19 protein-coding genes and 1 pseudogene are annotated in these 21,948 nt (G+C 72.3%); 4 read left to right on the top strand and 16 right to left on the bottom strand.

Annotation, left to right across the window (positions count from 1 at the left end; translation table 11 throughout):
- Positions 1 to 140 precede the first annotated feature (140 nt).
- The gene (locus IE278_RS16710; RefSeq protein WP_189773105.1) at positions 141 to 1,061 is read left to right on the top strand and encodes a diacylglycerol kinase family protein; all 921 of its coding nucleotides are present in this window, start codon (positions 141 to 143) and stop codon (positions 1,059 to 1,061) included.
- Positions 1,062 to 1,199: 138 nt separating this feature from the next.
- Here the strand turns inward: IE278_RS16710 and IE278_RS16705 are convergent, their stop codons facing one another.
- Complete coding sequence (locus IE278_RS16705; RefSeq protein WP_189773104.1) at positions 1,200 to 1,718, bottom strand: GbsR/MarR family transcriptional regulator; 519 nt, start codon at positions 1,716 to 1,718, stop codon at positions 1,200 to 1,202.
- Between the two features lie 114 nt (positions 1,719 to 1,832).
- Here IE278_RS16705 and IE278_RS16700 point away from each other — a divergent pair, with 114 nt between their 5' ends.
- Positions 1,833 to 2,741, top strand: coding sequence for an ABC transporter ATP-binding protein (locus tag IE278_RS16700; protein ID WP_189773103.1), 909 nt, complete (start codon positions 1,833 to 1,835; stop codon positions 2,739 to 2,741).
- Positions 2,738 to 4,366, top strand: a complete 1,629-nt coding sequence (locus tag IE278_RS16695; protein ID WP_189773102.1) for an ABC transporter permease — start codon at positions 2,738 to 2,740, stop codon at positions 4,364 to 4,366. Before IE278_RS16700 ends, IE278_RS16695 begins: the two co-directional genes overlap by 4 nt.
- A gap of 136 nt (positions 4,367 to 4,502) precedes the next feature.
- Here IE278_RS16695 and IE278_RS16690 read toward each other — a convergent pair whose 3' ends face one another.
- The 5 genes and pseudogenes from IE278_RS16690 to IE278_RS16670 form a co-directional block, all read right to left on the bottom strand.
- A complete protein-coding gene (locus tag IE278_RS16690; protein WP_189773101.1) occupies positions 4,503 to 5,723 on the bottom strand; it encodes a cytochrome P450 in 1,221 nt (406 codons plus the stop codon).
- 208 nt (positions 5,724 to 5,931) lie between these two features.
- The gene (locus IE278_RS16685; RefSeq protein ID WP_189773099.1) at positions 5,932 to 6,597 is read right to left on the bottom strand and encodes a response regulator; all 666 of its coding nucleotides are present in this window, start codon (positions 6,595 to 6,597) and stop codon (positions 5,932 to 5,934) included.
- Positions 6,594 to 7,940: a sensor histidine kinase gene (locus IE278_RS16680; RefSeq protein WP_246570350.1), complete on the bottom strand. Its 1,347-nt coding sequence runs from the start codon at positions 7,938 to 7,940 to the stop codon at positions 6,594 to 6,596. Before IE278_RS16680 ends, IE278_RS16685 begins: the two co-directional genes overlap by 4 nt.
- 101 nt (positions 7,941 to 8,041) lie before the next feature.
- Positions 8,042 to 8,620, bottom strand: a pseudogene (locus IE278_RS16675) (LuxR C-terminal-related transcriptional regulator); the annotation flags it as partial.
- Between the two features lie 668 nt (positions 8,621 to 9,288).
- Entirely contained in the window at positions 9,289 to 10,155 is an 867-nt protein-coding gene (locus IE278_RS16670; RefSeq protein ID WP_189773096.1) for an alpha/beta hydrolase, read from the bottom strand.
- 324 nt (positions 10,156 to 10,479) lie between these two features.
- Between IE278_RS16670 and IE278_RS16665 the strand changes: the two genes are divergently transcribed.
- The gene (locus tag IE278_RS16665; RefSeq protein WP_189773094.1) at positions 10,480 to 11,127 is read left to right on the top strand and encodes a TetR/AcrR family transcriptional regulator; all 648 of its coding nucleotides are present in this window, start codon (positions 10,480 to 10,482) and stop codon (positions 11,125 to 11,127) included.
- A gap of 200 nt (positions 11,128 to 11,327) precedes the next feature.
- Here IE278_RS16665 and kynU read toward each other — a convergent pair whose 3' ends face one another.
- The 10 genes from kynU to IE278_RS16615 all read right to left on the bottom strand — a co-directional run bounded on the left by kynU (position 11,328) and on the right by IE278_RS16615 (position 21,881).
- Complete coding sequence (gene kynU / locus IE278_RS16660; protein WP_189773093.1) at positions 11,328 to 12,569, bottom strand: kynureninase; 1,242 nt, start codon at positions 12,567 to 12,569, stop codon at positions 11,328 to 11,330.
- Positions 12,562 to 13,419: a tryptophan 2,3-dioxygenase family protein gene (locus IE278_RS16655; protein WP_189773091.1), complete on the bottom strand. Its 858-nt coding sequence runs from the start codon at positions 13,417 to 13,419 to the stop codon at positions 12,562 to 12,564. The genes kynU and IE278_RS16655 overlap by 8 nt, the downstream gene beginning before the upstream one ends.
- A gap of 203 nt (positions 13,420 to 13,622) precedes the next feature.
- Positions 13,623 to 14,036, bottom strand: coding sequence for a DUF3151 domain-containing protein (locus tag IE278_RS16650; RefSeq protein WP_189773089.1), 414 nt, complete (start codon positions 14,034 to 14,036; stop codon positions 13,623 to 13,625).
- Positions 14,037 to 14,080: 44 nt separating this feature from the next.
- Positions 14,081 to 15,538 carry an MFS transporter gene (locus IE278_RS16645; protein ID WP_189773087.1) on the bottom strand — a complete coding sequence of 486 codons (1,458 nt, stop codon included), beginning with the start codon at positions 15,536 to 15,538 and terminating at the stop codon, positions 14,081 to 14,083.
- A gap of 183 nt (positions 15,539 to 15,721) precedes the next feature.
- Positions 15,722 to 16,744: a class II fructose-bisphosphate aldolase gene (gene fbaA / locus IE278_RS16640; RefSeq protein WP_189773084.1), complete on the bottom strand. Its 1,023-nt coding sequence runs from the start codon at positions 16,742 to 16,744 to the stop codon at positions 15,722 to 15,724.
- Between the two features lie 121 nt (positions 16,745 to 16,865).
- Positions 16,866 to 17,417: an orotate phosphoribosyltransferase gene (gene pyrE, locus IE278_RS16635; protein WP_189773082.1), complete on the bottom strand. Its 552-nt coding sequence runs from the start codon at positions 17,415 to 17,417 to the stop codon at positions 16,866 to 16,868.
- 10 nt (positions 17,418 to 17,427) lie between these two features.
- Entirely contained in the window at positions 17,428 to 18,219 is a 792-nt protein-coding gene (locus tag IE278_RS16630) for an aldose epimerase family protein (protein WP_189773081.1), read from the bottom strand.
- Positions 18,220 to 18,642: 423 nt separating this feature from the next.
- Positions 18,643 to 19,401 carry an SRPBCC family protein gene (locus IE278_RS16625; RefSeq protein WP_189773079.1) on the bottom strand — a complete coding sequence of 253 codons (759 nt, stop codon included), beginning with the start codon at positions 19,399 to 19,401 and terminating at the stop codon, positions 18,643 to 18,645.
- 161 nt (positions 19,402 to 19,562) lie between these two features.
- The gene (locus IE278_RS16620) at positions 19,563 to 21,218 is read right to left on the bottom strand and encodes a polyamine aminopropyltransferase (protein WP_189773077.1); all 1,656 of its coding nucleotides are present in this window, start codon (positions 21,216 to 21,218) and stop codon (positions 19,563 to 19,565) included.
- Positions 21,219 to 21,362: 144 nt separating this feature from the next.
- Positions 21,363 to 21,881, bottom strand: coding sequence for a DUF2617 family protein (locus tag IE278_RS16615; RefSeq protein ID WP_189773075.1), 519 nt, complete (start codon positions 21,879 to 21,881; stop codon positions 21,363 to 21,365).
- Positions 21,882 to 21,948: the final 67 nt, after the last annotated feature.

Raw genomic sequence — 21,948 nt, 5'->3', positions numbered from 1 at the left:
GGCTGTATCTGGTACGGCTGCGTACGCCGGCGACCACCTTTGGCCGCGACCGTCGGACCGGATGCCCCGGAATAGACGAAGCCCCTGGCGCAATAGCGCAAGGGGCTCTTGCACAAAGATGCTACCCGAGGAAGCGAGGCATGACCGAGGTGGCGACTTCCGACCAGCTCCTGGTGGTCATCGACCCGGTCGCCCGTCGCGGTGACGGTGAGGCGGTACGGATCGCAAAAGACGTGCTCAGCGCGGGTGCGACGACAAAAGTGTGCCTCCCCGACGGGCCCGAGGAATTCGATCGGGCACTGGCCCGGAGAGGGTCGCGGCGACCCGTCGTGATCGGGGACGACCGGGCGCTGTTGCGCGCTGTGTCCCTTTTGCACCGGCGGCGCGAGTTGGCCGGATGTGCACTGTCGCTGGTGCCGGTGGGTGTCGGCGGCGGAGCGCTGACGCTCTCGCGGGCCCTCGGTGTGCCCATGGGGGCCGTGGCGGCGGCACGGGCGGTGCTCGACGGGTCCGAGCGGCGGCTCGACCTGCTGGTGGACGACAGTGACGGGGTGGTGCTGGGGGCTCTGCGGATTCCGCCGCTGGGTGGGGGTGGGGCGGGTGGCACTGGTTTGGCCGGTGATTCTGGTGGGGTCGGTGGGGGCGGTTTCTCGGACTCGGAGGAGGACGGCTCGCGGCACCACAGCCATCACCATCACTGGTTGCGGACCTGCCAGTCCCTCGTCCGCACGCTCACCGCACGGCCCGCCCGCCAGCCGGCGTCCGCCTCACCCGGGCCCGCGCGGCTGCGGGTCGAGGTCGACGGGGAGACCCTCGTCGACCTGGACCAGCCCGTGGAGGGCGTGTCGATCACTCCGGGAGGCGCGGGGGGTGGGGCGCGGGTCGAGGTCCGGCCCGTCTCCGTGGGGGCGGAGGCGGCGCCGTTGTCGGCCGTGGGACGGACGATCACCGTGTCGGGGGCGGATTTTCGGTATCGGGCGGATGCGGTGGTGGGGGGACCGGTACGGACCCGGACGTGGACCGTCCGGGAGGGGGCTTGGGGGTTGACGCTGCCGGGGTAGCGGGCGGGGGGTGCGCCCGGGTTTCCTCGTCCCCGCAATCGCGCTGCGCGCTCGTCCTCAAACGCCGGACGGGCTGAATACGTTTCAGCCCGTCCGGCGTTTGAGGACCGGGGGTTCGGGGCAGCGCCCCCGAGTCAGTCAGCCCGCACCGAAGTGGCGTTCGCGATGTACCCGCCACCGGTCCATCATCAGCGCCACCTCCCCGTCCACGAACTCGAAGAACGCCAGCGTCTCAGCCAGCCGCCGCCCCGCCGGAGTCCCCTCCCCGAGGCTGTCGACGCCCTCCCGCAACGCGTACTGCCAGTGCTTGATCACCGCTTCGCGGTTGGTCAGCGCCTCGTACCACTGGTCGCTGTGCACCCGGTACCGCTCGCGCCGCGATCCGGGCTCCCGCTCGCGCGAGACCAGGTGCTGCTGCGCGAGATAGCGCACCGCCCCGGACACGGCGGCCGGACTGATCCGCAGCTGTTCACCCAGCTCGACCGAGGTCATGGTCCCGGAGTCGGAGGAGAGCAGCGCGGCGAACACCCGGGCCGGCATCCGCTGCATCCCCGCCTCGACGAGCTGCGCGGCGAAGCTCTCGACGAACTTCGAGACCGCCTCGGCGTCACGCGCCGCCCGCCCGCCTCCCGGTGCCGCGCCATTCGGTTCCGCCATCCCGCGTTCCTCTCCGGTACCCCTCGCCTGTGCCTCACCCGGGATCTAGTCTATCCGTCGTTCATACGCTTCCTTAACTTCACAAGTTTGTGAAATCAGCGTACGTTCTGAAGCATGACGAAGGCAATCAGCGTCTCCGGACTGCACAAGTCGTTCGGCGGCACGCACGCTCTGGACGGTCTCGACCTCGATGTCGAGACCGGAGAGGTCCACGGCTTCCTCGGCCCCAATGGCGCCGGCAAGTCCACCACCATCCGCGTCCTGCTGGGCCTGCTGCGCGCCGACTCGGGCACCGCGCGGCTGCTGGGCCGGGACCCCTGGGCCGACGCGGTGGAACTGCACCGCCGGGTCGCGTACGTCCCCGGTGACGTGACGCTCTGGCGGAACCTGTCCGGCGGCGAGGTCATCGACCTGTACGGGCGTCTGCGCGGCGGCCTGGACGAGGCACGCCGCGCGGACCTGATCGAGCGGTTCGAACTGGACCCCACGAAGAAGGGGCGCACCTACTCCAAGGGCAACCGGCAGAAGGTCGCCCTCGTCGCCGCCTTCGCCTCGGACGTGGACCTGCTGATCCTGGACGAGCCCACGTCGGGCCTGGACCCCCTGATGGAGGAAATCTTCCAGCGGTGCGTCGAGGAGGAACGCGACCGGGGCCGCACCATCCTGCTGTCCTCCCACATCCTCAGCGAGGTCGAGGAGTTGTGCGACAGGGTCAGCATCATCCGCAAGGGCGTCACGGTCGAGACCGGTTCGCTCGCCGATCTGCGGCACCTCACCCGCACCAGCGTCACCGCCGAACTCGCCGGACCCCCCGACGGACTGGCCGCCCTGCCCGGCGTCCACCACCTCGACATCCAGGGCGCCCGGGTCAGGCTCCAGGTGGAGAGCGACCAGCTGAACGCCGTACTGCGCTCCCTCACCGAGTCCGGCGTACGGTCCCTCACCTCGACACCGCCCACCCTGGAAGAGCTCTTCCTGCGGCACTACCAGGAGGACGTGCACGCGGAGGCGGTGTCCCGATGACCGCCACCGTCACCTCACCCGCCGGACCCACCACCACCGTACGGGGCAGAGGTTCGCGCCAACTGGCAGGCACCTGGCCGCTGTTGAAGCTGGCGCTGCGCCGCGACCGGGTGGTGATCCCGCTCTGGGTCGGCGTCGTCGCCCTCATGGTGGTCTCCATGCCGGGCTCCCTGAAGAGCGTGTACTCCACGGCCGCCGAACGCACCGAACTCGCCCACCAGATGCTCACCAACAGCTCCCTGCGCGCGATGTACGGACCGGTGTTCGGCGACTCGCTCGGCGCCCTCGCGGCATGGCGCATCGGCGCGTACGCGGGGGTGTTCGCCGGAATCATGAGCCTGGTCGTCGTCGTACGGCACACCCGGGACGAGGAGGAGAGCGGCCGTCAGGAGATGGTCTCGGCGGGCATGGTCGGCCGCCGCGCCCCGCTCACCGCCGCGCTGCTCGCCGCCCTCGTCGCGAACGCGGCCCTCGCCCTGCTCATCACCGCCGGCCTCGCCGGACAGGGCTCGTCGGGCGCCCTCGCGCTGGGGCTCGGCACGGCCGGGGTCGGCATGGTCTTCGCGACGATGGCGGCGATCGCCGCTCAGCTCACGGAGAGCGCACGGCTCGCGAAAGGGCTGACGGGCGGTCTGCTGGGCGCGGCGTTCGTACTGCGGGCCGCCGGTGACTCCTCGGTGAGCGACGGCTCGTCCGTGCTGACGTGGCTGTCACCCGTCGGCTGGCTGGAGAACCTGCGGGCCTTCGCCGACGAACGCTGGTGGGTCCTCCTCCTGTTCGCCGCCGCCGTCACCCTCCAGGCCGCGACCGCGTACGAACTGGCCGGGCGCCGCGACGTCGGCATGAGCTTCCTTCCCACTCGGCCAGGACCCGCCGCCGGCCGCCTCGGTACGGCGGGCGCGCTGGCCTGGCGACTGCAGCGCGGCAGCGTACTCGGCTGGAGTCTCGGCTTCTTCGCCGCCGGCGCGGCCTTCGGCGGGGTGACGAAGGGGGCGACGGATCTGGTCGGCGACAACGAACGCACCCGCGAGATCATCGAGCGCATGGGCGGCCAGTCCGGCATCACCGACGCGTTCCTCGCCACGATGGTCGGCATGCTCGGCATGGTCGCCGCGCTGTACGTCGTCCAGTCCGTACTGCGGCTGCACGCCGAGGAGACCTCCCAGCGCGCGGAACCCGTCCTCGCCGGCGCGGTGAGCCGCCTGCGCTGGGCCGCCGGCCACCTCCTGATCGCCTTCGGCGGAGCGGTACTCATCATGCTCCTGGGCGGCCTCGGCCTGACGGCCGGCTACGGCCGGTCGCCGGGCACCATCCTGGGCGCCTGCCTCGTCCAACTCCCCGCGATCTGGACCATCGGCGCCCTGGCGGTGCTCCTGTACGGGGTCTCCCCGCAGGTGGCTCCGGCCGCGTGGGCGGTGGCCGGCAGCGCGCTGCTCCTGGGCTGGATCGGCCCGGCCCTCGACCTCCCCGACCCGGTGCTGGACCTCTCACCCTTCGGCCACCTGCCGAAACTCCCCGGCGGCGAGATGACGTGGACACCGGTGGTGCTGCTCACGGCGATCGCGGCTGCCCTGACCGCAGCAGGCCTGACGGCACTCCGCCGCCGGGACCTGACGACGGGGTGAGGCGGACGCTTCAGGAGGGCTGGTGCCGCCGTCCTCTCAGGCCCGGGGCCACCCCCGTCTTTCAGGGGCGCGGGGAACCGCGCGACCAGCACCGACGCGCCCGCACCTGCCCACCGGCCCCCGGCCACCCCACCCCTCAGACCTCCACAAGCAGCCCCTCCAGCCCCCGGATCACGAAGTTCGGCTTCCGCGAAGGCTCGGCCGCGAGCCGAAGTGAAGGAGCCTGCTCCAGCAACGCCCCCATGGACGCCGCGAGTTCGATCCGGGCGAGCGGCGCCCCGATGCAGTAGTGGATACCCGCGCTGAAGGAGATGTGCGGATTCTCCGCCCGGGAGAGGTCGAGCGCCTCCGGCTCGGCGAACACCGCCGGGTCGTGGTTGGCCGCCCCGAAGAGCAACGCCACCTCGCTCCCCCGCGGAATCACCGTCCCGTCGATCTCGATCTCGTCCAGCACCCACCGCTCGAACAGCTGCAGCGGGGTGTCGTACCGCATCAGCTCCTCCACCGCCGTACCCACCAGCCCCCGGTCCGCGCGCAGCGCCGCCAGTTGCTCCGGGTGCCTGAACAGCGCCCACCAGCCGTTCACCGTGGCGTTCACCGTCGCCTCGTGGCCCGCGTTCAGCAGGAGGACGCACGTCGAGATCATCTCCTGCTCACTGAGCCGGTCCCCCTCGTCGTACGCCGCGATCAGCCCCGAGATCAGGTCGTCCCCCGGCTCCTTGCGCCGTACCGCGATCAGCTCCCGCAAGAACTCCGTGAACTCGGCCGACGCCCGCACCGCCCTCTCCGCCGTCTCCTCGGACGGACTCAGCTCGTACATCCCGCAGATGTCCGCCGACCAGGGACGCAGCTGCGCCCGCTCGGACTCCGGGATGCCCAGCATCTCCGCGATCACCGCCACCGGGAGGGGCTCGGCGACGACCGTCAGCAGGTCTCCGCCGCCCGCCGCGACCAGCTCGCCCACCAGCTCGGACGCCAGCCGGTCCACGTACGGCCGCAGCCGCTCGACCGTGCGCGGGGTGAACGCCTTCGACACCAGCCGCCTGATCCGTGTGTGGTCCGGCGGCTCCAGGTCGAGCATGCCGTGGTCGTTCAGCACGTGGAACGGCTCGTGCTCGGGCGGGGGCGCTGTCCGCCCGAAGTCCTCGTGCGTGAACCGGTGCTGGTAGGTACGGCCCAGCCTGCGGTCCCTCAGCAGCGTCGACACGTCCGCGTGGTGGGGTACCAGCCATTGGTCGGTGGGCTCGTAGTAGTGGATCCTGCCGTGGGTGCGGAGGTCCGCGTACGCGGGGTACGGGTCTGCCAGGAAGGTCTGGTCCCAGGGGTCGAAGGACTTCGGGGGGTTGATGGCTGCCATGAGCGGACGCTAGCCGGTGGTGTCCCTGTCTGGACAGGGCCTGCCCTCTTGAACTGGGGCTTCGCTCCGGGGTGTCTTTCGGCTGCGGGTCGGTGGGGGCTGGTTGCGCCGTTCCCCGCGCCCCTGAAAGGCCAAAGATTGCGCCGTTCCCCGCGCCCCTAAAAGGCGAAAGACTGCGCCGTTCCCCGCGCCCCTGGGGGGGGGGCGGTCAGCCTGGGGTTACCAGGCGGGCCTCGTAGGCGAAGACTGCTGCTTGGGTTCGGTCTCTCAGGCCCAGCTTCACCAGGATGCGGCTCACGTGTGTCTTTATGGTGGACTCCGCCACGACCAGGCGGGTGGCTATCTCCGCGTTGGACAGGCCCTGGGCGATGAGGACCAGCACCTCCGTCTCCCGGTCGGTCAGGTCACCGTAGGCCGCGTGGGCGGTGGCCGAGTAGCGCGGCTCCTCGGCCAGCTTCGAGAACTCGGTGATCAGCCGCTTCGTCACCGAGGGCGCCAGCAGCGCCTCGCCGGCCGCCACCACCCGTACCCCGTCGGCGAGCTGCCGGGCCGAGGCGTCCTTCAGGAGGAACCCCGACGCACCGGCGCGCAGCGCCTGGTACACGTACTCGTCGAGGTCGAACGTCGTCAGCACGAGCACCTTCGCCGCGCCGTCCGCCGCCACGATCTCGCGCGTCGCCTCGATGCCGTTCATCTCGGGCATCCGGATGTCCATCAGGACGACGTCCGGGGCGAGCTCCCTGACCCGGTCGACCGCTTCCCGGCCGTTGACCGCCTCGCCCACGACCTCGATGTCCGGCATCGCGCCGAGCAGCACCGAGAACCCTTCGCGGACCATCATCTGGTCGTCGGCGATCAGTACCCGAATGGTCATGCCGTGTCCTCCGCAGACACCGCCGCCGTCACCGGCAGGAAGACCTCGACCTCGTAGCCCCCGTCGTCCGTCGCCTCCGCCGTCATCTCCCCGTCCAGCATCGACACCCTCTCCCGCATGCCCGTGACACCGTGCCCGGCACCCGGTGACGGCTTGACCAGCCCGGTCGCCGGACCGTTCACTATCCGCAGCCCGAGCCCGCCGAGCACATAGCCGACCTCCACCTTGGCCGCGGCGCCCGGCGCGTGGCGCAGGCTGTTGCTCAGCGCCTCCTGGACTATTCGGTAGGCGGACAGCTCGACGCCCTGCGGCAGCTCCCGCACCGCTCCCGTGACGGTCTTGTCCACCTGGAGGCCGGCGTCACGCACGTTCTCCAGGAGGCGGTCCAGGTCCGCGAGCTTGGGCTGCGGGGCGTCCGGGGCCTCGTAGTCCTCGGCCCGTACGACGCCGAGCACCCGGCGCAGCTCGGAGAGCGCTATGACCGCGTTCTCCCTGATCACCTTGAACGCGTACTCCAGCTCCGGCGGGGGGTTCTCCACGCGGTAGGGCGCGGCCTCCGCCTGGATGGCGACCACCGACATGTGGTGGGCGACCACGTCGTGCAGCTCGCGGGCGATCGTCGTGCGCTCTTCGAGAAGGGTCCGCTTGGAGCGCTCGTGCGCGGTCACCGTCTGCTGGGCGGTCACCTTCTGCGCGGCCTCGCGGCGCACGTGCCACACCGTGACGACCAGCATGGCCAGCGCGCTCACGAACAGGAACGGCATGGTGTTCGTGTAGTAGTGGTCACCTCGGAAGAAGGCCTCCGCGACGAGGCCGTAGGCCGCGGTCAGCGCCCACATCCAGGCCGCCGTGCGAGGCCTTGTCCGCATCGCCACGACCGTGAGGACGACCAGCTGGGTGGCGAAGGCGCCGGGCGACCAGGGCCAGTTGCTGCCCCAGTGGTTGCCGAACTGGGCCGTGACGGGTGCCACCGCGAGGGAGATCCAGAAGGCGCCGACCGGCCTGAGCAGGGTCAGCAGGATCGCGCCCATGCCCAGGAGGCCGGTCAGGAACTGCGCCAGATCGCCGCCGCCGTTGCCCGCGAGGGAGATGAGCAGCGTCACCGTGCCGGCCAGCACCACCAGGGCGTGCGGGAAGCGGGTGGCGTGCTCCTGAAGGCGCGGCGGCAGCAGTCGGGTCAGCGGGCCGTCCACGCGCATCCTCGGAAGCGGGTGGAGGGCGAAGGCGTCGTGGAACAGGTCCTGCCGCAGTCCCCGCGATACGTCCATCGCCAGCTGGAACTCGGGGCTCCGCGGCCGGCCGCCGCCTGGCAGCGTCGTCTGTGTCTGGGTCGTCTCGGTCACGTTCAAACCGTAGGCCGGGGCGGGGGTGGTGGTCGTCACCAGTGAGAAGGGTCCTTCGGCCTCCCCCTCAGGTACTACGGGTATCCCCGTGGCCCGGTGGGTCAGTAGCCGGTGGGGCGCACCAGCCCGCACTCGTAGGCGAACACCGCCGCCTGGGTGCGGTCCCGCAGTCCCAGTTTCACCAGGATGCGGCCCACGTGGGTCTTCACGGTCTGCTCGGCGACGAAGAGCCGCTCGGCGATCTCCGCGTTCGACAGGCCCTGCGCGATGAGGGCGAGGACCTCCGTCTCGCGCTCGGTCAGCTCGCCGACACGCTGCTTGAGGGGGGCCCGGGGCGCGGAGCCCAGCCGGGAGAACTCGGCGATGAGACGACGGGTGATCCCGGGCGCGAGCAGCGCGTCACCGGCGGCCACGATCCTGACCGCCTCCGCGAGCTGGTCGGCCGACGCGTCCTTGAGCAGGAACCCGGAAGCACCGGCCCGCAGCGCGTCGTACACGTACTCGTCGAGGTCGAAGGTGGTCAGCACCAGGACTCTGATCTGCGGGGTCTCGCCGGTGATGCGGCGGGTGGCCTCGATGCCGCCCAGCTCGGGCATGCGGATGTCCATCAGGACGACGTCCGGGGCGAGTTCGGCGACCTTCGCGATCGCGTCCAGGCCGTCGACCGCCTGCCCGACCAAACCCGCGCGGCCGGGGCCGCGGGCGTCGAAGGTGAGGTGCTGACGGGACGGGTCCGCCATGGCGCGGGCGGCGGACGCGCGGGTTTGGTCGCCGTGGGCGGCGGCCATGCGGGACGCCTCGGCGGCGTTCGCCCGGTTCGCCGCGTACGCCCTGTCCAGGGTGGTGGGGGTGATCGTGCCGATGCGGGGCGGGGCGGGCGCGGGTATCTGCGGATTCGCGGTCGCGGCGGAGATCGGGGCGACCACGGCTGCCGTGACCAGCGTGGCGAGCAGGGTGTGGCGCAGGCGGGGGCCTTGGGGTGGTGGGTGCGGTGTTGGGGGCGATGCCTCGCCGGGTGACTGAGCCGGGGTCCGCAGCTCACCTGTTTTTGGCCACCACTGCATGACTCGTCCCCGTCCCTGTTCCGGTCCCTGGTTCCGTGCGTTCGGCCTTCTGGCCTCGTGACAGGGAAGTTACGGATTCGGGCGGGTAGTCGGCGTCCCGCCAGGGAGCCCAACTGGGATGTGGCTCTCAGGTATTACGGGTATGACCCGGGGAACGCGGACGCGGTGAGCTGCGTGCGGCGGTGAGGGCCGGGTGCGCAGTTCCCCGCGCCCCTTTCGGGGCGGGCGGGGTACGCGGGGCGGGCGGGGTACGCGGGGCGCTGTGCCGTCCGGTGGGCTTCGAACTACCAGGCCAGTTGGGCGATCTCTTCCGCCACCACCGCGCACGCGTCCGCCGCCGGGTCGATCAGGGGGAAGTGGCCGACGTCCTCCAGGAGCGTCAGGCCCACCACCTCACCGGCCTTCGCGGCGGCGTCCGCGTATGCCTCCGCGACCGCCTGCGGTACGACGGTGTCCGTCCTGCCCTGGACCAGGGTCGTGGCGATGCCTGTCGGGAGGAGCAGGGCCGGGTCGGCGTACGGCTGCCGTTCATCGAACTTGCTCTCTCCACCGAGGAGTTGGAGGGCCGCTCCGGAACAGACGTCCAGCTTCTCCGCGACCGTGAAGTCCGCGATCGGGGCCAGGGCGACCACACCGCGCAACGGGGCCGGCCTCTCCAGGTACCAGGGCGCGTCGGTCGGCAGCAGGTGGCGGGCGGCCGCCCACAGCGCCAGCTGGCCGCCGGCCGAGTGGCCGGTGACCACCGTGCGGCGCACGTCGGCTCCCGGCAGGGCCTTCCGTACGAGAGCCGGCATCGCGTCCAGCGCCGCCGCGACGTCGTCGAAGGTGTCGGGCCAGCGCCCGGCCACCGGTCCCGTGCCGCCCAGCGCCGGGATCGTGGCGCCGCGCCGGTACTCGACGTTGGCCACGGCGAAGCCCCGCCGGGCCAGGAAGTCCGCGAACGGGGTGATGTGCCGCCGGTCGTACGGGGCACGCCAGGCGCCGCCGTGCAGGACGACGACGAGCGGGGCAGACTCCTCACCGCCGCGGGGCGCGTAGAAGTCGACGACCTGGTCGGGGTGGTCGCCGTACGCGGCGGTGGTGTCGGGGTCGACGGGCGGATGGGAGAAGGCCGACTCCTCCTCCGCGGCGTCGCGGGCGTCGTCCGGCATGCTCCAAGCCTCTCAGCGGTGCGGTGTTCGTTCCCCGGCCCGTGAGCTCACGGAGCTTGCGGTCAACGTGCTCCGGGGCGCGGGTCGTTGGCGGGACGGTATCAGGCCGGTGACGTGCGCCTACACACCGCCGTGACGCTCGGTTAGCGGTAAATGGTGCTGGTGTTTCGTTACGCTGGTGGGGGGCCGGAGTCAGGCGTTCGGCCCCCGGCTCCTCTCCTGCCGACCTGTCTCGTCCCGACCTGCATTCTCCCGACCTGCCTTCTCCCGACTCGTTCCGACTCGTCTCGTCCCGATACCGTCCGTGTTCGCCAAGGAGTTCCTATGATCGCCGCGCCCGACTCGACCGAGAGCGAGCCCGAGCGCGAGCCCGAGCCCGAACCCGGGACCGTCCGTCCCGGGGGGCGTACCGCTCGGGTCCGTACGGCCGTGTTGCGTGTCGCCGGGGACGTGCTGGCCGAGCAGGGGTTCGCCCATCTCGATCTGGCGGATGTCGCCCGGCGCGCGGGGGTGGGGAAGACGACCGTGTACCGGCGCTGGGGCTCCGTCACCGGGCTCGTCGCCGACCTGCTCGGTGACATGGCCGAGCAGTCCCTCCCCCGTACCGAGACGGGCTCCGTGCTCGGGGATCTGCGGGCCAACGCCGCGCTGGTCTGCCGTACGCTCGCCGATCCCCGGCAGGGCGCGTTGTTCCGGGCGGTGATCGCCGCCGCGGCGTGCGACGCGCGTACGGCGGAGGCACTGCGGCGGTTCTACGACGTGCGGGTCGCCGAGTGGGCGCCCTGCGTCGAGCAGGGGGTTGCGCGGGGGGAGCTGCCTGTGGGGACCGATGCGGGGGAGGTTGTGCGGGCTGTTTCGGCGCCGCTGTATTACGCGTTGCTGACGTCGGGGGTGGCGCCGGACGCGGCTGCCGGGGAGCGGGCGGCCGCGGCGGCGGTTGCCGCTGCGCGGGGCGGGGTGTTCGTGGGGTAGAGGGCTTTCTTCGCCCCCGCCGCCCCTACCCGTTCCCGTCCACGCATGGGGGCTGCGCCCCCTCGCCCCCCTTTGTCCTCAAACGCCGGACGGGCTGGTTTTCCAGCCCGTCCGGCGTTTGAGGACCGGGGGTTCGGGGGCAGCGCCCCCGAGTCGTCGACGGGAACGGGTAGGGGCGGCGGGGGCGAAAACCCTGCTCGTCAGAACAACCCGCCCAACACCCCCGCCGCCCTCTCCACATCCGCGAAACCCACGTACAGCGGGGTGAAGCCGAAGCGGAGGATGTCTGGTTCCCGGAAGTCGCCGATCACTCCCCGGGCGATCAGGCGGCGCATCACCTCGCCCGCGTCCGCGCAGCGCAACGCGACCTGGCTGCCCCGTTCGCCGTGGTCGGCCGGGGTCACCGACTCGACCGCACCCGCAGGTACGTACGCCTCGACGCATTCCAGGAAGAAGTCCGTCAGGGCGAGGGACTTGGTGCGGACCGCCTCGATCGAGACGTCGTCCCAGACCTCGAGGGCCGCCTCCAGGGCGAGCATGGAGAGGATGTCCGGGGTGCCGACCCGGCCGCGGAGGGCGCCGTCGGCCGGGACGTGGTCCGGGGTCATGCCGAAGGGGTCGGCGTGGGAGTTCCAGCCCGGCAGCGGGGAGTCGAAGCGGGGCTGGTGGTCCCGGCGTACGTAGAGGTACGCCGGTGAACCCGGGCCGCCGTTCAGGTACTTGTACGTGCAGCCGACCGCCAGGTCCACGCCGTGTTCGTCCAGGCCGACCGGCAGGGCGCCCGCGCTGTGGCAGAGGTCCCAGACCGAAACGGCACCCGCCTCGTGGATCGCGGCCGTCAGGGACGGCAGGTCGTGCAGGCGGCCCGTGCGGTAGTCGACGTGGTTCAGGAGCACCGCGGCCGTACGTCCGCTCAGGGCGTCCGGGACCTCGTCCGGCGCCACCGGGCGCAGCGTGCAGCCCGTGAGCCGCGCCGCCGACGCGGCGATGTACCCGTCCGTGGGGAACGTCGTCGCGTCGACCAGGATCTCGTCCCGGGCCTCACCACGCGCACCCCCGCCCTGGCCCCCGCCTCCGCCGGCGAGGCGCACCGCGCCCACGACCGCCTTGAACACGTTCACGCTCGTCGAGTCGCCGACGACGATCTGGCCGGGCGCCGCGCCCACCAGCGGCGCGATCCGGTCGCCGATCCGCTCCGGCGCCGTCCACCAGCCGCTCTCGTCCCAGGACCTGATCCGCAGCGAACCCCACTGTCTGCGCACGACGTCCTCGATCCGGCCGGGCACCGAGCGCGGCAGCGCGCCGAGCGAGTTCCCGTCCAGGTACACCGTGTCGTCCAGCACGAACTGCGCGCGCAGTTTGGCCAGTTCGTCGGTGGCGTCCAGCGCCGCCGCCCTGCTCGCGTACGACTCCGTGCCGGACTCCGCGTACGGCTCAGACATGCGACCGTGCCGTCCACAGCTCGGGGAACACGTTCTTGCGGGCCCGCTTCTCCAGCCAGGCCACGCCCGCCGAGCCGCCGGTGCCCGTCTTGGAGCCCATCGCGCGGCGGGTGGCGACCAGGTGGTCGTTGCGCCAGCGCCAGACCAGTTCGGCGACGTCGGTCAACGCCTCGCCGAGGCGCGCGAGTTCGGAGCTCTCGTCGCCCGCGTAGAGGTCGGTCCACACGGCCTCGACCTCGGGCGAGGGCTCGTAGCGGCCGGAGACGTCCCGCTGGACGACCGAGGGCGGTATCGCGTGGCCGCGCCGGGCGAGCAGCCGCAGTACCTCGTCGTACAGACTCGGCTCGTGCAGGGCCTTCTCCAGCTCGGCGTGCACGCGGGGCGCGCCCCGGTGCGGTACGAGCATGGACGCGGACTTGTCGCCGAGCAGGAACTCCATGCGGCGGTACATCGCCGACTGGAATCCGGAGCCCTCGCCGAGGGCGCTGCGGTACGAGTTGAACTGGGCCGGAGTGAGCTGGCCGAGGGGCTTCCAGGAGGCGTTCAGCGCCTCCAGTTCCCGTACCGAACGCTTCAGGGCGGCCACCGCGACCGGCACGCGGTCCTCGCGCAGCGCCTTCGCCGCGGTCTCCCACTCGTGCACGATGACGGTGAACCACAGCTCCATGACCTGGGTCGTCACCAGGAAGACCATCTCTCCGGGGTCGTCGGAGAGGGTGTGCTGGAGGTGGGTGAGGACGTCCGCCTGTACGTAGTCCTCGTACGGCGTCGTGCCCTGGAAGTCGAGATGCGGGGTCTCGGGCTCCGAAGCCGCCGTGTGGGCCTCGCCGTGCTGAGCCTGTTGGGACATCGCTGTCTCCTGCTGTACTCCGGGTAGCGGTCCGCCCCTGCCGAATTCCGACACGGGGGCCCCGGTCCCCAACCGGCATCCTCCACAATCGTGCCCCGAAACCGCAAGGTCCGCCTGGTCACACCAGGCGGACCTGTACGTACGCGGCCCTCGGCGGGCTCGCGGGACCGGCCCGGGGCCTACCCAGCGGTCTGGCCCGGGGTCTAGCCCAGGGTCTGGGCCGCCGCCGGGGAGGAGTCCTTCAGGAACTGCGAGCAGCGCTCGTACTCCTCCTGCTCGCCGATCGCCTGGGCGGCGCGGGCGAGACCGTGCAGGGCGCGCAGGAAGCCGCGGTTCGGCTCGTGCTCCCACGGCACCGGGCCGTGGCCCTTCCAGCCGCCGCGGCGCAGGGAGTCGAGGCCCCGGTGGTAGCCGGTACGGGCGTACGCGTACGACTCGACGACGCTGCCGCGCTCGTACGCCTCGTCGGCCAGCTGGGCCCAGGCGAGCGAGGAGGTCGGGTACTTCGCGGCGACATCGGCGGGCGCCGTGCCGTTCGCGAGGAGCTCGCGCGGCTCCGGGTCGTCGGGCAGGTGGGTCGGGGGCGGTCCCCCGAGAAGGTTCTCGTGAATCGACATGGTCTCCAGTTTGCGCTATCCACGGCCGCCCCGGGCTCCCTGGGCTACTCCAGTCGCCCCCGCGACCGGTTCGGCTCCAGCGGCGGAGCCGTCACGCTGCCGTGCGTGAGGCATTCCGGGCGCAGACAGCCCGGTGGCGGCTTGCGTACGGTCGCGAAGGCGATCACCGCGCCCAGCACGAGGATCCCCGCGCACAGCGGCATGGCCCGCCGGAACGCGTCGTCGAAGGCGTCCGCCGACCGGTACGCCTCCTCGCCCATCCCGGCCAGCAGCGGCAGCGCGGCCACCGCGACGAGACCGGCGGCGCGGGCCGCCGCGTTGTTGATGCCGCTGGCGAGCCCCGCCCGGCCGGTGTCCACGGAGGCCAGCACGGTCGCGGTGAGGGGCGCGACGAGCGTCACCATGCCGGCGCCGAGCACCAGGACGGCGGGCAGCACATCGGCCGCGTACGACGCGTCCTCGCCCACTCTCAGCATCAGCAGCATCCCGGTCGCGCACAGCAGCGGGCCGACGGTGAGCGGGATGCGCGGGCCGATCCGCTGAGCCAGTTCCCCCGAGCGGGCGGAGAGGAGCAGCATCAGGACAGTCGTCGGCAGCAGGGCCGTACCGGCGCCCAGGGCCGAGTAACCGGCCACCACCTGGAGCTGGACCGCGGAGAGGAAGAAGAACCCGCCGAAGGCCGCGTACACGCACAGGGTGACGACGTTGACCGCCGTGAACTGGCGGGACGCGAAGATGTCGAGCGGCATCATCGGGTCGGGCCGCCGCTTCTCCACGGCCACGAAGGCGACCCCCGCCGCGACACCGGCCGCCGCCGTCACCGCCACCACGGGCACCGAGCCGCCGGGCGCCTCGATGAGGGCGTACGTCACCAGGGCCAGCGCCAGTGCGCCGAGGGCGGCGCCGAGCACGTCGAAGCCGCGGCCGTGCACCCGGTCGTCCTTCGACTCCGGTACGTGTCTGAGGGCGATCGGGGCGCACAGCAGGGCGAGCGGGACGTTCAGCAGGAACACCCACCGCCAGCCGGGGCCGTCCACCAGCCAGCCGCCCAGGAAGGGGCCGACCGCCGCGCCGATGCCGCCGAAACCGGACCACAGACCGACGGCCCGCGCCCGGTCCTCCGGGTGGAACGACGCCTGGATGAGGGCCAGCGAGCCCGGGGTGAGCAGCGCGCCGCCGACGCCCTGGAGCGCGCGGGCGGCGACGAGCACGCCCGCGTTCGGTGCGAGCCCGCACAGCAGCGAGGCCGCCGCGAACCACACCACACCGACGACGAACACCTTCCGCCGTCCGAAACGGTCGCCCAGGGCGCCGCCCAGGAGGATCAGACCGGCGAGGGTCAGCATGTAGGCGTTGACGGTCCACTGCAGGCCCGCCAGGTCGGCGTCGAGGTCGCGGCCGATGGTGGGCAGCGCGACGTTCACCACCGTCGAGTCCAGCATCGCCATGCTCGACCCGAGGACCGTGGTCAGCAGGATCCACTTGCCCGTGGCGGAGGACATCCGGACGGCCGGGGACGGAGCCGGGGATGGGGATGGGGATGGGGCCGGGTTCGGAGACGGGTCCGGGTCCGGGGACCCCTGCGGGGACGGTGGTGGGGCGGCCATGTTCCGGATCATACGGACATACGGCGGGGCCCGGTCGTCCCTGTGGACAACCGGGCCCCGCCCCCGCGAGAGGGGTGCTTACTTGATCTTCGTACCCGTGGAACGCAGGTTGCCGCAGGCCTGCGTGACGCGCGCGGCCATCGAGCCCTCGGCGAGCTTGCCCCAGGTGCGGGGGTCGTACGTCTTCTTGTTGCCGACCTCGCCGTCGACCTTCAGGACACCGTCGTAGTTGCGGAACATGTGGTCCGCGACGGGGCGCGTGAACGCGTACTGCGTGTCCGTGTCGATGTTCATCTTCACGACGCCGTTCTCCAGGGCCGTGCGGATCTCCTCCTCGGAGGAGCCGGAGCCGCCGTGGAAGACGAAGTCGAACGGGGACGGCTTGTTGTACTTCGCCGCCACGCCCTCGTTCAGCTCCTTCAGGAGCTCGGGGCGCAGGACGACGTTGCCCGGCTTGTAGACGCCGTGCACGTTGCCGAAGGACGCGGCCAGCAGGTAGCGGCCCTTCTCGCCCAGGCCCAGGGCCTCGACGGTACGGAACGCGTCGTCGACCGTGGTGTAGAGGGAGTCGTTGATCTCGTGCGTGACGCCGTCCTCCTCACCACCGGTCGGGGTGATCTCCACCTCAAGGATGATCTTCGCGGCGGCGGCGCGGGCCAGTAGCTCCTGCGCGATGGCCAGGTTGTCGTCGAGGGTCTCCGCGGAGCCGTCCCACATGTGGGACTGGAACAGCGGGTTCTGACCGGCCTTGACGCGCTCCTCGGAGACCGCGAGCAGCGGACGCACGTACCCGTCGAGCTTGTCCTTCGGGCAGTGGTCCGTGTGCAGGGCGACGGTGACGTCGTACTTCGCGGCGACGATGTGCGCGAACTCGGCGAGCGCGACCGCGCCCGTGACCATGTCCTTCTTGTACTGGCCGCCCAGGAACTCCGCACCGCCGGTGGAGATCTGGATGATGCCGTCGCTCTCGGCCTCCGCGAAGCCGCGGAGCGCAGCGTGCAGGGTCTGCGTCGAGGTCACATTGATGGCCGGGTAGGCGAACTTGCCTGCCTTCGCCCGGTCGAGCATCTCGTTGTAGACCTCGGGGGTTGCGATGGGCATCTGTCCGCTCCTTGTATGTGCGGGTGGCGTTCTGCTGAGAACCCTGACCTAGGGGGCGACGTCATCGTCGGCCCCATCTTTCCAGACATGACCGGATGCTCCGGTCTCACTCAGGTCTCGCTCAGGCGAGGCCCAGCTCGTCCTTGGAGTAGGCGAAGAGGTACGGGACACCGGCGGCTTCCTGGATCTTCTCCGCGGCGCCGGTGGCGCGGTCGACGATGGTCGCCACGCCGACGACCTCCGCGCCGGCCTCGCGCACGGCCTCGACGGCGGCGAGCGGGGAGCCGCCGGTCGTCGAGGTGTCCTCGACGACGAGCACACGGCGGCCCGCGATCTCCGGGCCCTCGACCCTGCGCTGCAGGCCGTGCGCCTTCGCCTCCTTGCGGACCACGAAGGCGTCCAGGCGCCGGCCGCGCGCGTGGGCGGCGTGCAGCAGGGCCGCGGCCACCGGGTCGGCGCCCATGGTGAGGCCGCCGACCGCGTCGAAGTCCAGGTCCGCCGTCAGGTCGAGCAGCACCTCGCCGACCAGCGGGGCGGCCTCGCCGTCCAGGGTGATCCGCCGCAGGTCGACGTAGTAGTCGGCCTCGATGCCGGAGGAGAGGGTCACCTTGCCGTGCACCACGGCCTTGTCCTTGATCTGCTGCAGCAGCTCGCCGCGTACGTCGTCGCTCATGCGGGTCAGCTTAGAGGCGGCGCCAGGTCCAGGTGGTGGCGGCTTCCAGGGGGTCGATGGGGGTGACCAGGCGGGGCAGGGTGTTGAGGCCGTTGGGCGGCCCGGTCTGCGGTTCCACGCACACGGCCGCCTCCTGCTCGTCGTAGACGACGACCCACTGCTCGCGGCTGGCCACGTTCAGCTCCAGCCGGCCGGGCCAGGTGAGGGTGACGTCGACGCCGTCGGGCATACCGAAGCAGTCGTCCCAGGGGCTCGGCCGCGGGTCGATGCGGCGGCCGGTCGGCAGGTGGTCGTCGCCGCGCTCCTCCTGCCAGGCGGCGCTGAAGTCGACGCGCGCGCCCTCGCCTCCGCCGAGGGTGCGGTTGAACCAGGGGTGCCACCCGATCTGCGCCGGGAAGGAGTCGCCGTACGTCTCCACCGACATGGTGAGCGTCAGGGAGTCCTCGGTCAGCTTGACGACCTGCGTGACCCGGCCGGAGTACGGCCAGGGGTCGACGAGGTCGTACGTGATGACGGCCTCGTCGGCGCTCGTACGGGCGGTGCGCCAGGCGGCGTCGCGGGCGGTGCCGTGGATGGCGTGGGGTGGGGAGTTGAGGGGGAGTTGGTGGGGGGTGGAGCCGTTGAGGAAACGGCCGTCCCTGGTGCGGCCGCACCACGGCACCATGGGGAAGCAGCCGAACTTGTCGCCCTGGCGCAGCAGTTCGACGCCGTCGACCTTCAGTCCGCCGATCCGTCCGCCGTTGCCCGGCTGCACGGTCGCTTGCGCGTCGCCGGCGGTCAGCGTGATGTCTTCGTTACTCACGCGGAAGACCCTACGGGGTGCGCGACGGGTTGTGCCCCGCAGGGGCCCATCCCGGGGCGGCCGCCCCCAGGGGCGCGGGGAACTGCGCGCGCGCCCTGTACCCACCCGCAGAAAAAACCCACACCGCACGCGGTATATCCCGTGCACGCCGCCCGCGGCTGGCCGCGCAGTTCCCCGCGCCCCTGAAAACGGGCCCTGCGGGCCGTCTCCGGGCGGGCGGGAGGCCACGCCCCAGGACCGGCCGCCCCTCAGGGGCGCGGGAAACTGCGCGGGCAACCCCCACTCGGCCGCACACAAAACACACCGCACACCGGATGCCCCGTGCACGCCGCTCATGGCTGGCCGCGCAGTTCCCCGCGCCCCCAAGCAGCCCCCTCAGGGGCGCGGGGAACCGCGCGGGCGACCCCCACCTCGCCGCGGTGGTCAGTGGCGTTTGCGGAGGGCTCGGCCTACTACGATCGCCGAGGCCAGGGCGAGGGCCGCCGCGGGTGCGGCCCAGCGGAGGACCGCGTTGCCGCCCGCGGACTCGGGCGTCGGCACGGGCGCGTACCGGCCGCGCGGCGGCGCGTGGTCGACCTCCTCCGCGCTGCGGCCGATCATCGTGCGCCGCGCGTGCGCCGCCTCGGCCGGTGCCCCGGGCGGCGACGTCCCGTCGTCCTCGAAGCCGCTCGCGAAGTCGCCCTCCGCGAACGGCACGTGCGAGGAGGAGGGCTCTTCCTCCGCCGGGTCGGGCCCCGGCTCCGGGGACTCCTCCTCCGGCTCCGGTTCCGGCGCCAGGTGTTCCGCGAAGCGGTTCAGCAGGCGGGTCGTCGCCGACGCCACCTCGTCCGCCGGCAGATCGGCGATACGGCCGTCGGCCGAGGCCGTACCGGTGAACGTGAGCGTCGAGCCCCCCTCGGCCGGCCGCACGGCCAGCGTGAGCGCGAGCTTCACCGAGCCCGTCCCCCGCGCCTCCGTGGCGTCGGCCTCGACGGAGTACGAGCCGTCGTCGCGCGCGGAGACACCGAGCGTGCCCCGGTACGTGATGGAGTGCCCGCCGACCCGTAGCTTCAGGCGGCCGGAGACGGGCGCCGTCCCCGCGTCCTGCTGGAGACCGGGCAGCGCCCGCGCCACCCGCGCGGGATCGGCGAGAGCCTCGCGCAGACGCTCGACGGGAACCGGAACGAACACCTCATGCTCCATGTCGGCCGAGCCTACCCAGCACCACCCGTACCGCACCCGTACATGCGGGGATTCCCCCGGATCCACCGCGGATGGACGCCCGGACGGACGCGCGGAGGGACGCGCGCGACGGACCGGCGGACGCACCCGTGGAGCCAATCGCGAAGCGCCCCCGGACGGGCTCAGTCCGCGTATTCCGCGTATTCCGCGTACTCCCCGTAGTCCGCGTATCTCGGGTGTACCAGCGTCGAGGGCGGCAGGCCCTCCAGCCGCGTGCGCTCCATCGCGCGGACGCCCGCCTGGAGGGACGGCACGCGCGGCGCCCCCTCCGTCGCCCCGTCCCCCAGGTACGGCCGCGTGCGCGCGGCCAGCACGTACCCCCAGTCGTGCGGGACCCGCGACCCGCCCGCGGCGTAGGAGTCGCGGCCGCCGACGGAGTACGGCACCGTCCGCAGCCCGGCCGCCCGTACCGTCGCGTCCACGGTCCAGAACGCGCGCGGCCGGGCCGCGACGGGCCCGGCGTGCACGACGAGCCGCCCGCCGTCGCCGAGCACCGCGCGGGCCAGCCCGTAGAACTCCTGCGAGTACAGCTTCGTACTGGACGTGTCCTCGGGGTCGGGCAGATCGGAGACCACCACGTCGTACGCGTCCCGCGGGGCCTGCCGCAGCCAGCCGAACGCGTCCGCGGCGACGACCCGCACCCGCGGATCCTCGTACGCGTGGCCGTTCAGCGCGGACAGTGCCGGGTCGGTGCGTGCCAACTCCACGAACTCGGTGTCGAGTTCGACGACGTCGACCCGGTGTACGCCCCGGTGCCGCAGCACCTCGCGCACGGCCAGCCCGTCGCCACCGCCGAGGACGAGCACGCGCGCGTGGGGGCCGTTCATCGCGGGGTGGACGAGCGCCTCGTGGTAGCGGCGCTCGTCGCTGCCGCTGACCCTCAGCCGGCCGTCGAGGTAGAGGTCGAGCCGGCTGCCGTCGGTGCCGCCGGTGAGGACGACGTCCTGGACGTCGGTGTGCATGGCCACCCGGACGTCCCTGCCGTACATCGCGTGCCGCGCGGACCGCTCGAAGTCGTCGACGAGGACGGCGGCCGAGGCGAGCAGCGCGAGGACGAGGAGGTTGGCGACGACCAGCAGCCAGCGGCCGCGCCGGGTCAGGTCCTGCCGGAACAGGCCGAGGACGAGCGCGGCGCCGGCGATCGCGTTGACCGTCCCGGTGATCAGCGTCGCGGTCAGCTGGCCGAGCAGGGGCAGCAGCAGGAACGGGAACGCGAGCCCGCCGGCCAGCGCGCCCACGTAGTCCGCGGCGAACAGGTCGGCGACCGCGCCGCCCGCGTCCTGTCTGCGCACGCGCTGGATCAGCTCCATCAGCAGCGGCACCTCGGCGCCGATGAGCAGGCCGATGGCGAGGGAGAAGGCGACGAGGAGGTAGCTGGAGCCGTTGGCCCAGGCGCCGCCCCAGTCGCCGGTCCAGGCGAAGACGGCGTACAGGGCCATCGCGCTGCAGCCGCCGATCAGCGCGAGCAGGGCCTCCACGGCACCGAAGCCGGCCGCGGCGCGGCAGCGCAGCCGTTTGGCGAGGAGTGAGCCGATGCCCATCGCGAAGACCATCACGGACAGGACGACGGAGGCCTGGGTGATGGAGTCGCCGATCAAGTACGAGGCGAGGGCGACCAGTTCCAGTTCGTACACCAGTCCGCAGGCCGCGCAGACGAACACGCCGGTGAGGACGAGGAACCGGCCGGTGGCGGGCCTGACCGGCAGACGCGCCTGGCCCGCGCCGCGGCGGGGCGGCGGGGCCGTACCGGGCGGGGCGGGCGCGTGCGGCTCGATCACTCAGGGAACGCTACGTCACCGGTTCACTGCGTCCTGTCACCCACACGTGTGTAAATGCTGTCGCCCGCGCATACTTCGGCCGTTTCGGGGCCCCCTCCCGCCGGACGGAGGACGGCGGCGTGACGCCAGGGCCCGGGGCCTGCCCTAGAGACGCGCGGGTACCCGTACTCCCACCTTCGTACGGGTGGCGACCAGTTGGCCCTCCTGGGGGTAGGCGTGCCAGGTGCGCCAGTGCACCTGGCCCTCGTGGCGCTGCGCGAGCATCGCGGTGAAGGCGTGCGGGCTGCCGGGGAAGACCCCCGCCAGTCCGTTCGGATGGTCGGCGACGAGGGCGAGCAACTCCTGGGCCCGGCCCGCGAAGGAACCGCGCGACAGCGTCTCCACGCGCGCGGCGAACTCGTACTCCCAGTCGCCCGCCCGCTTGGCGACGCCGAGCGGCAGCGGTGAACTGCTGCCCGCGATACAGGCGACGGTCTCCGAACAGGTGCCCCGCTCCTCCTCAAGGAGGACCTGGTGGGACGCTCCGAGCAGTCTCAACTGCAGTTTCGCGTCGGCGAATTCGATGTCGAGGGTGGCGAGCGCGGGCAGCGGTTCGCGTCCGAGGGCCCAGGCGAGGTCGGCCGCGCGCGTGTCGGTGTAGGCGGTGTTGAGGGTCGTGAGCATGGGTCGGCTCCGCTGCACGCAAGGGTGGGGTCGGTCCGTCGCACCCCGGTCGGCGCCGGGCGGTGAT

The sequence above is a fragment of the Streptomyces tauricus genome, from assembly GCF_014650955.1.
Lineage (GTDB): Bacteria > Actinomycetota > Actinomycetes > Streptomycetales > Streptomycetaceae > Streptomyces > Streptomyces tauricus.
Note: the sequence above shows the minus strand (reverse complement) of the source record. Positions and strands in the feature narration are given on the sequence as shown.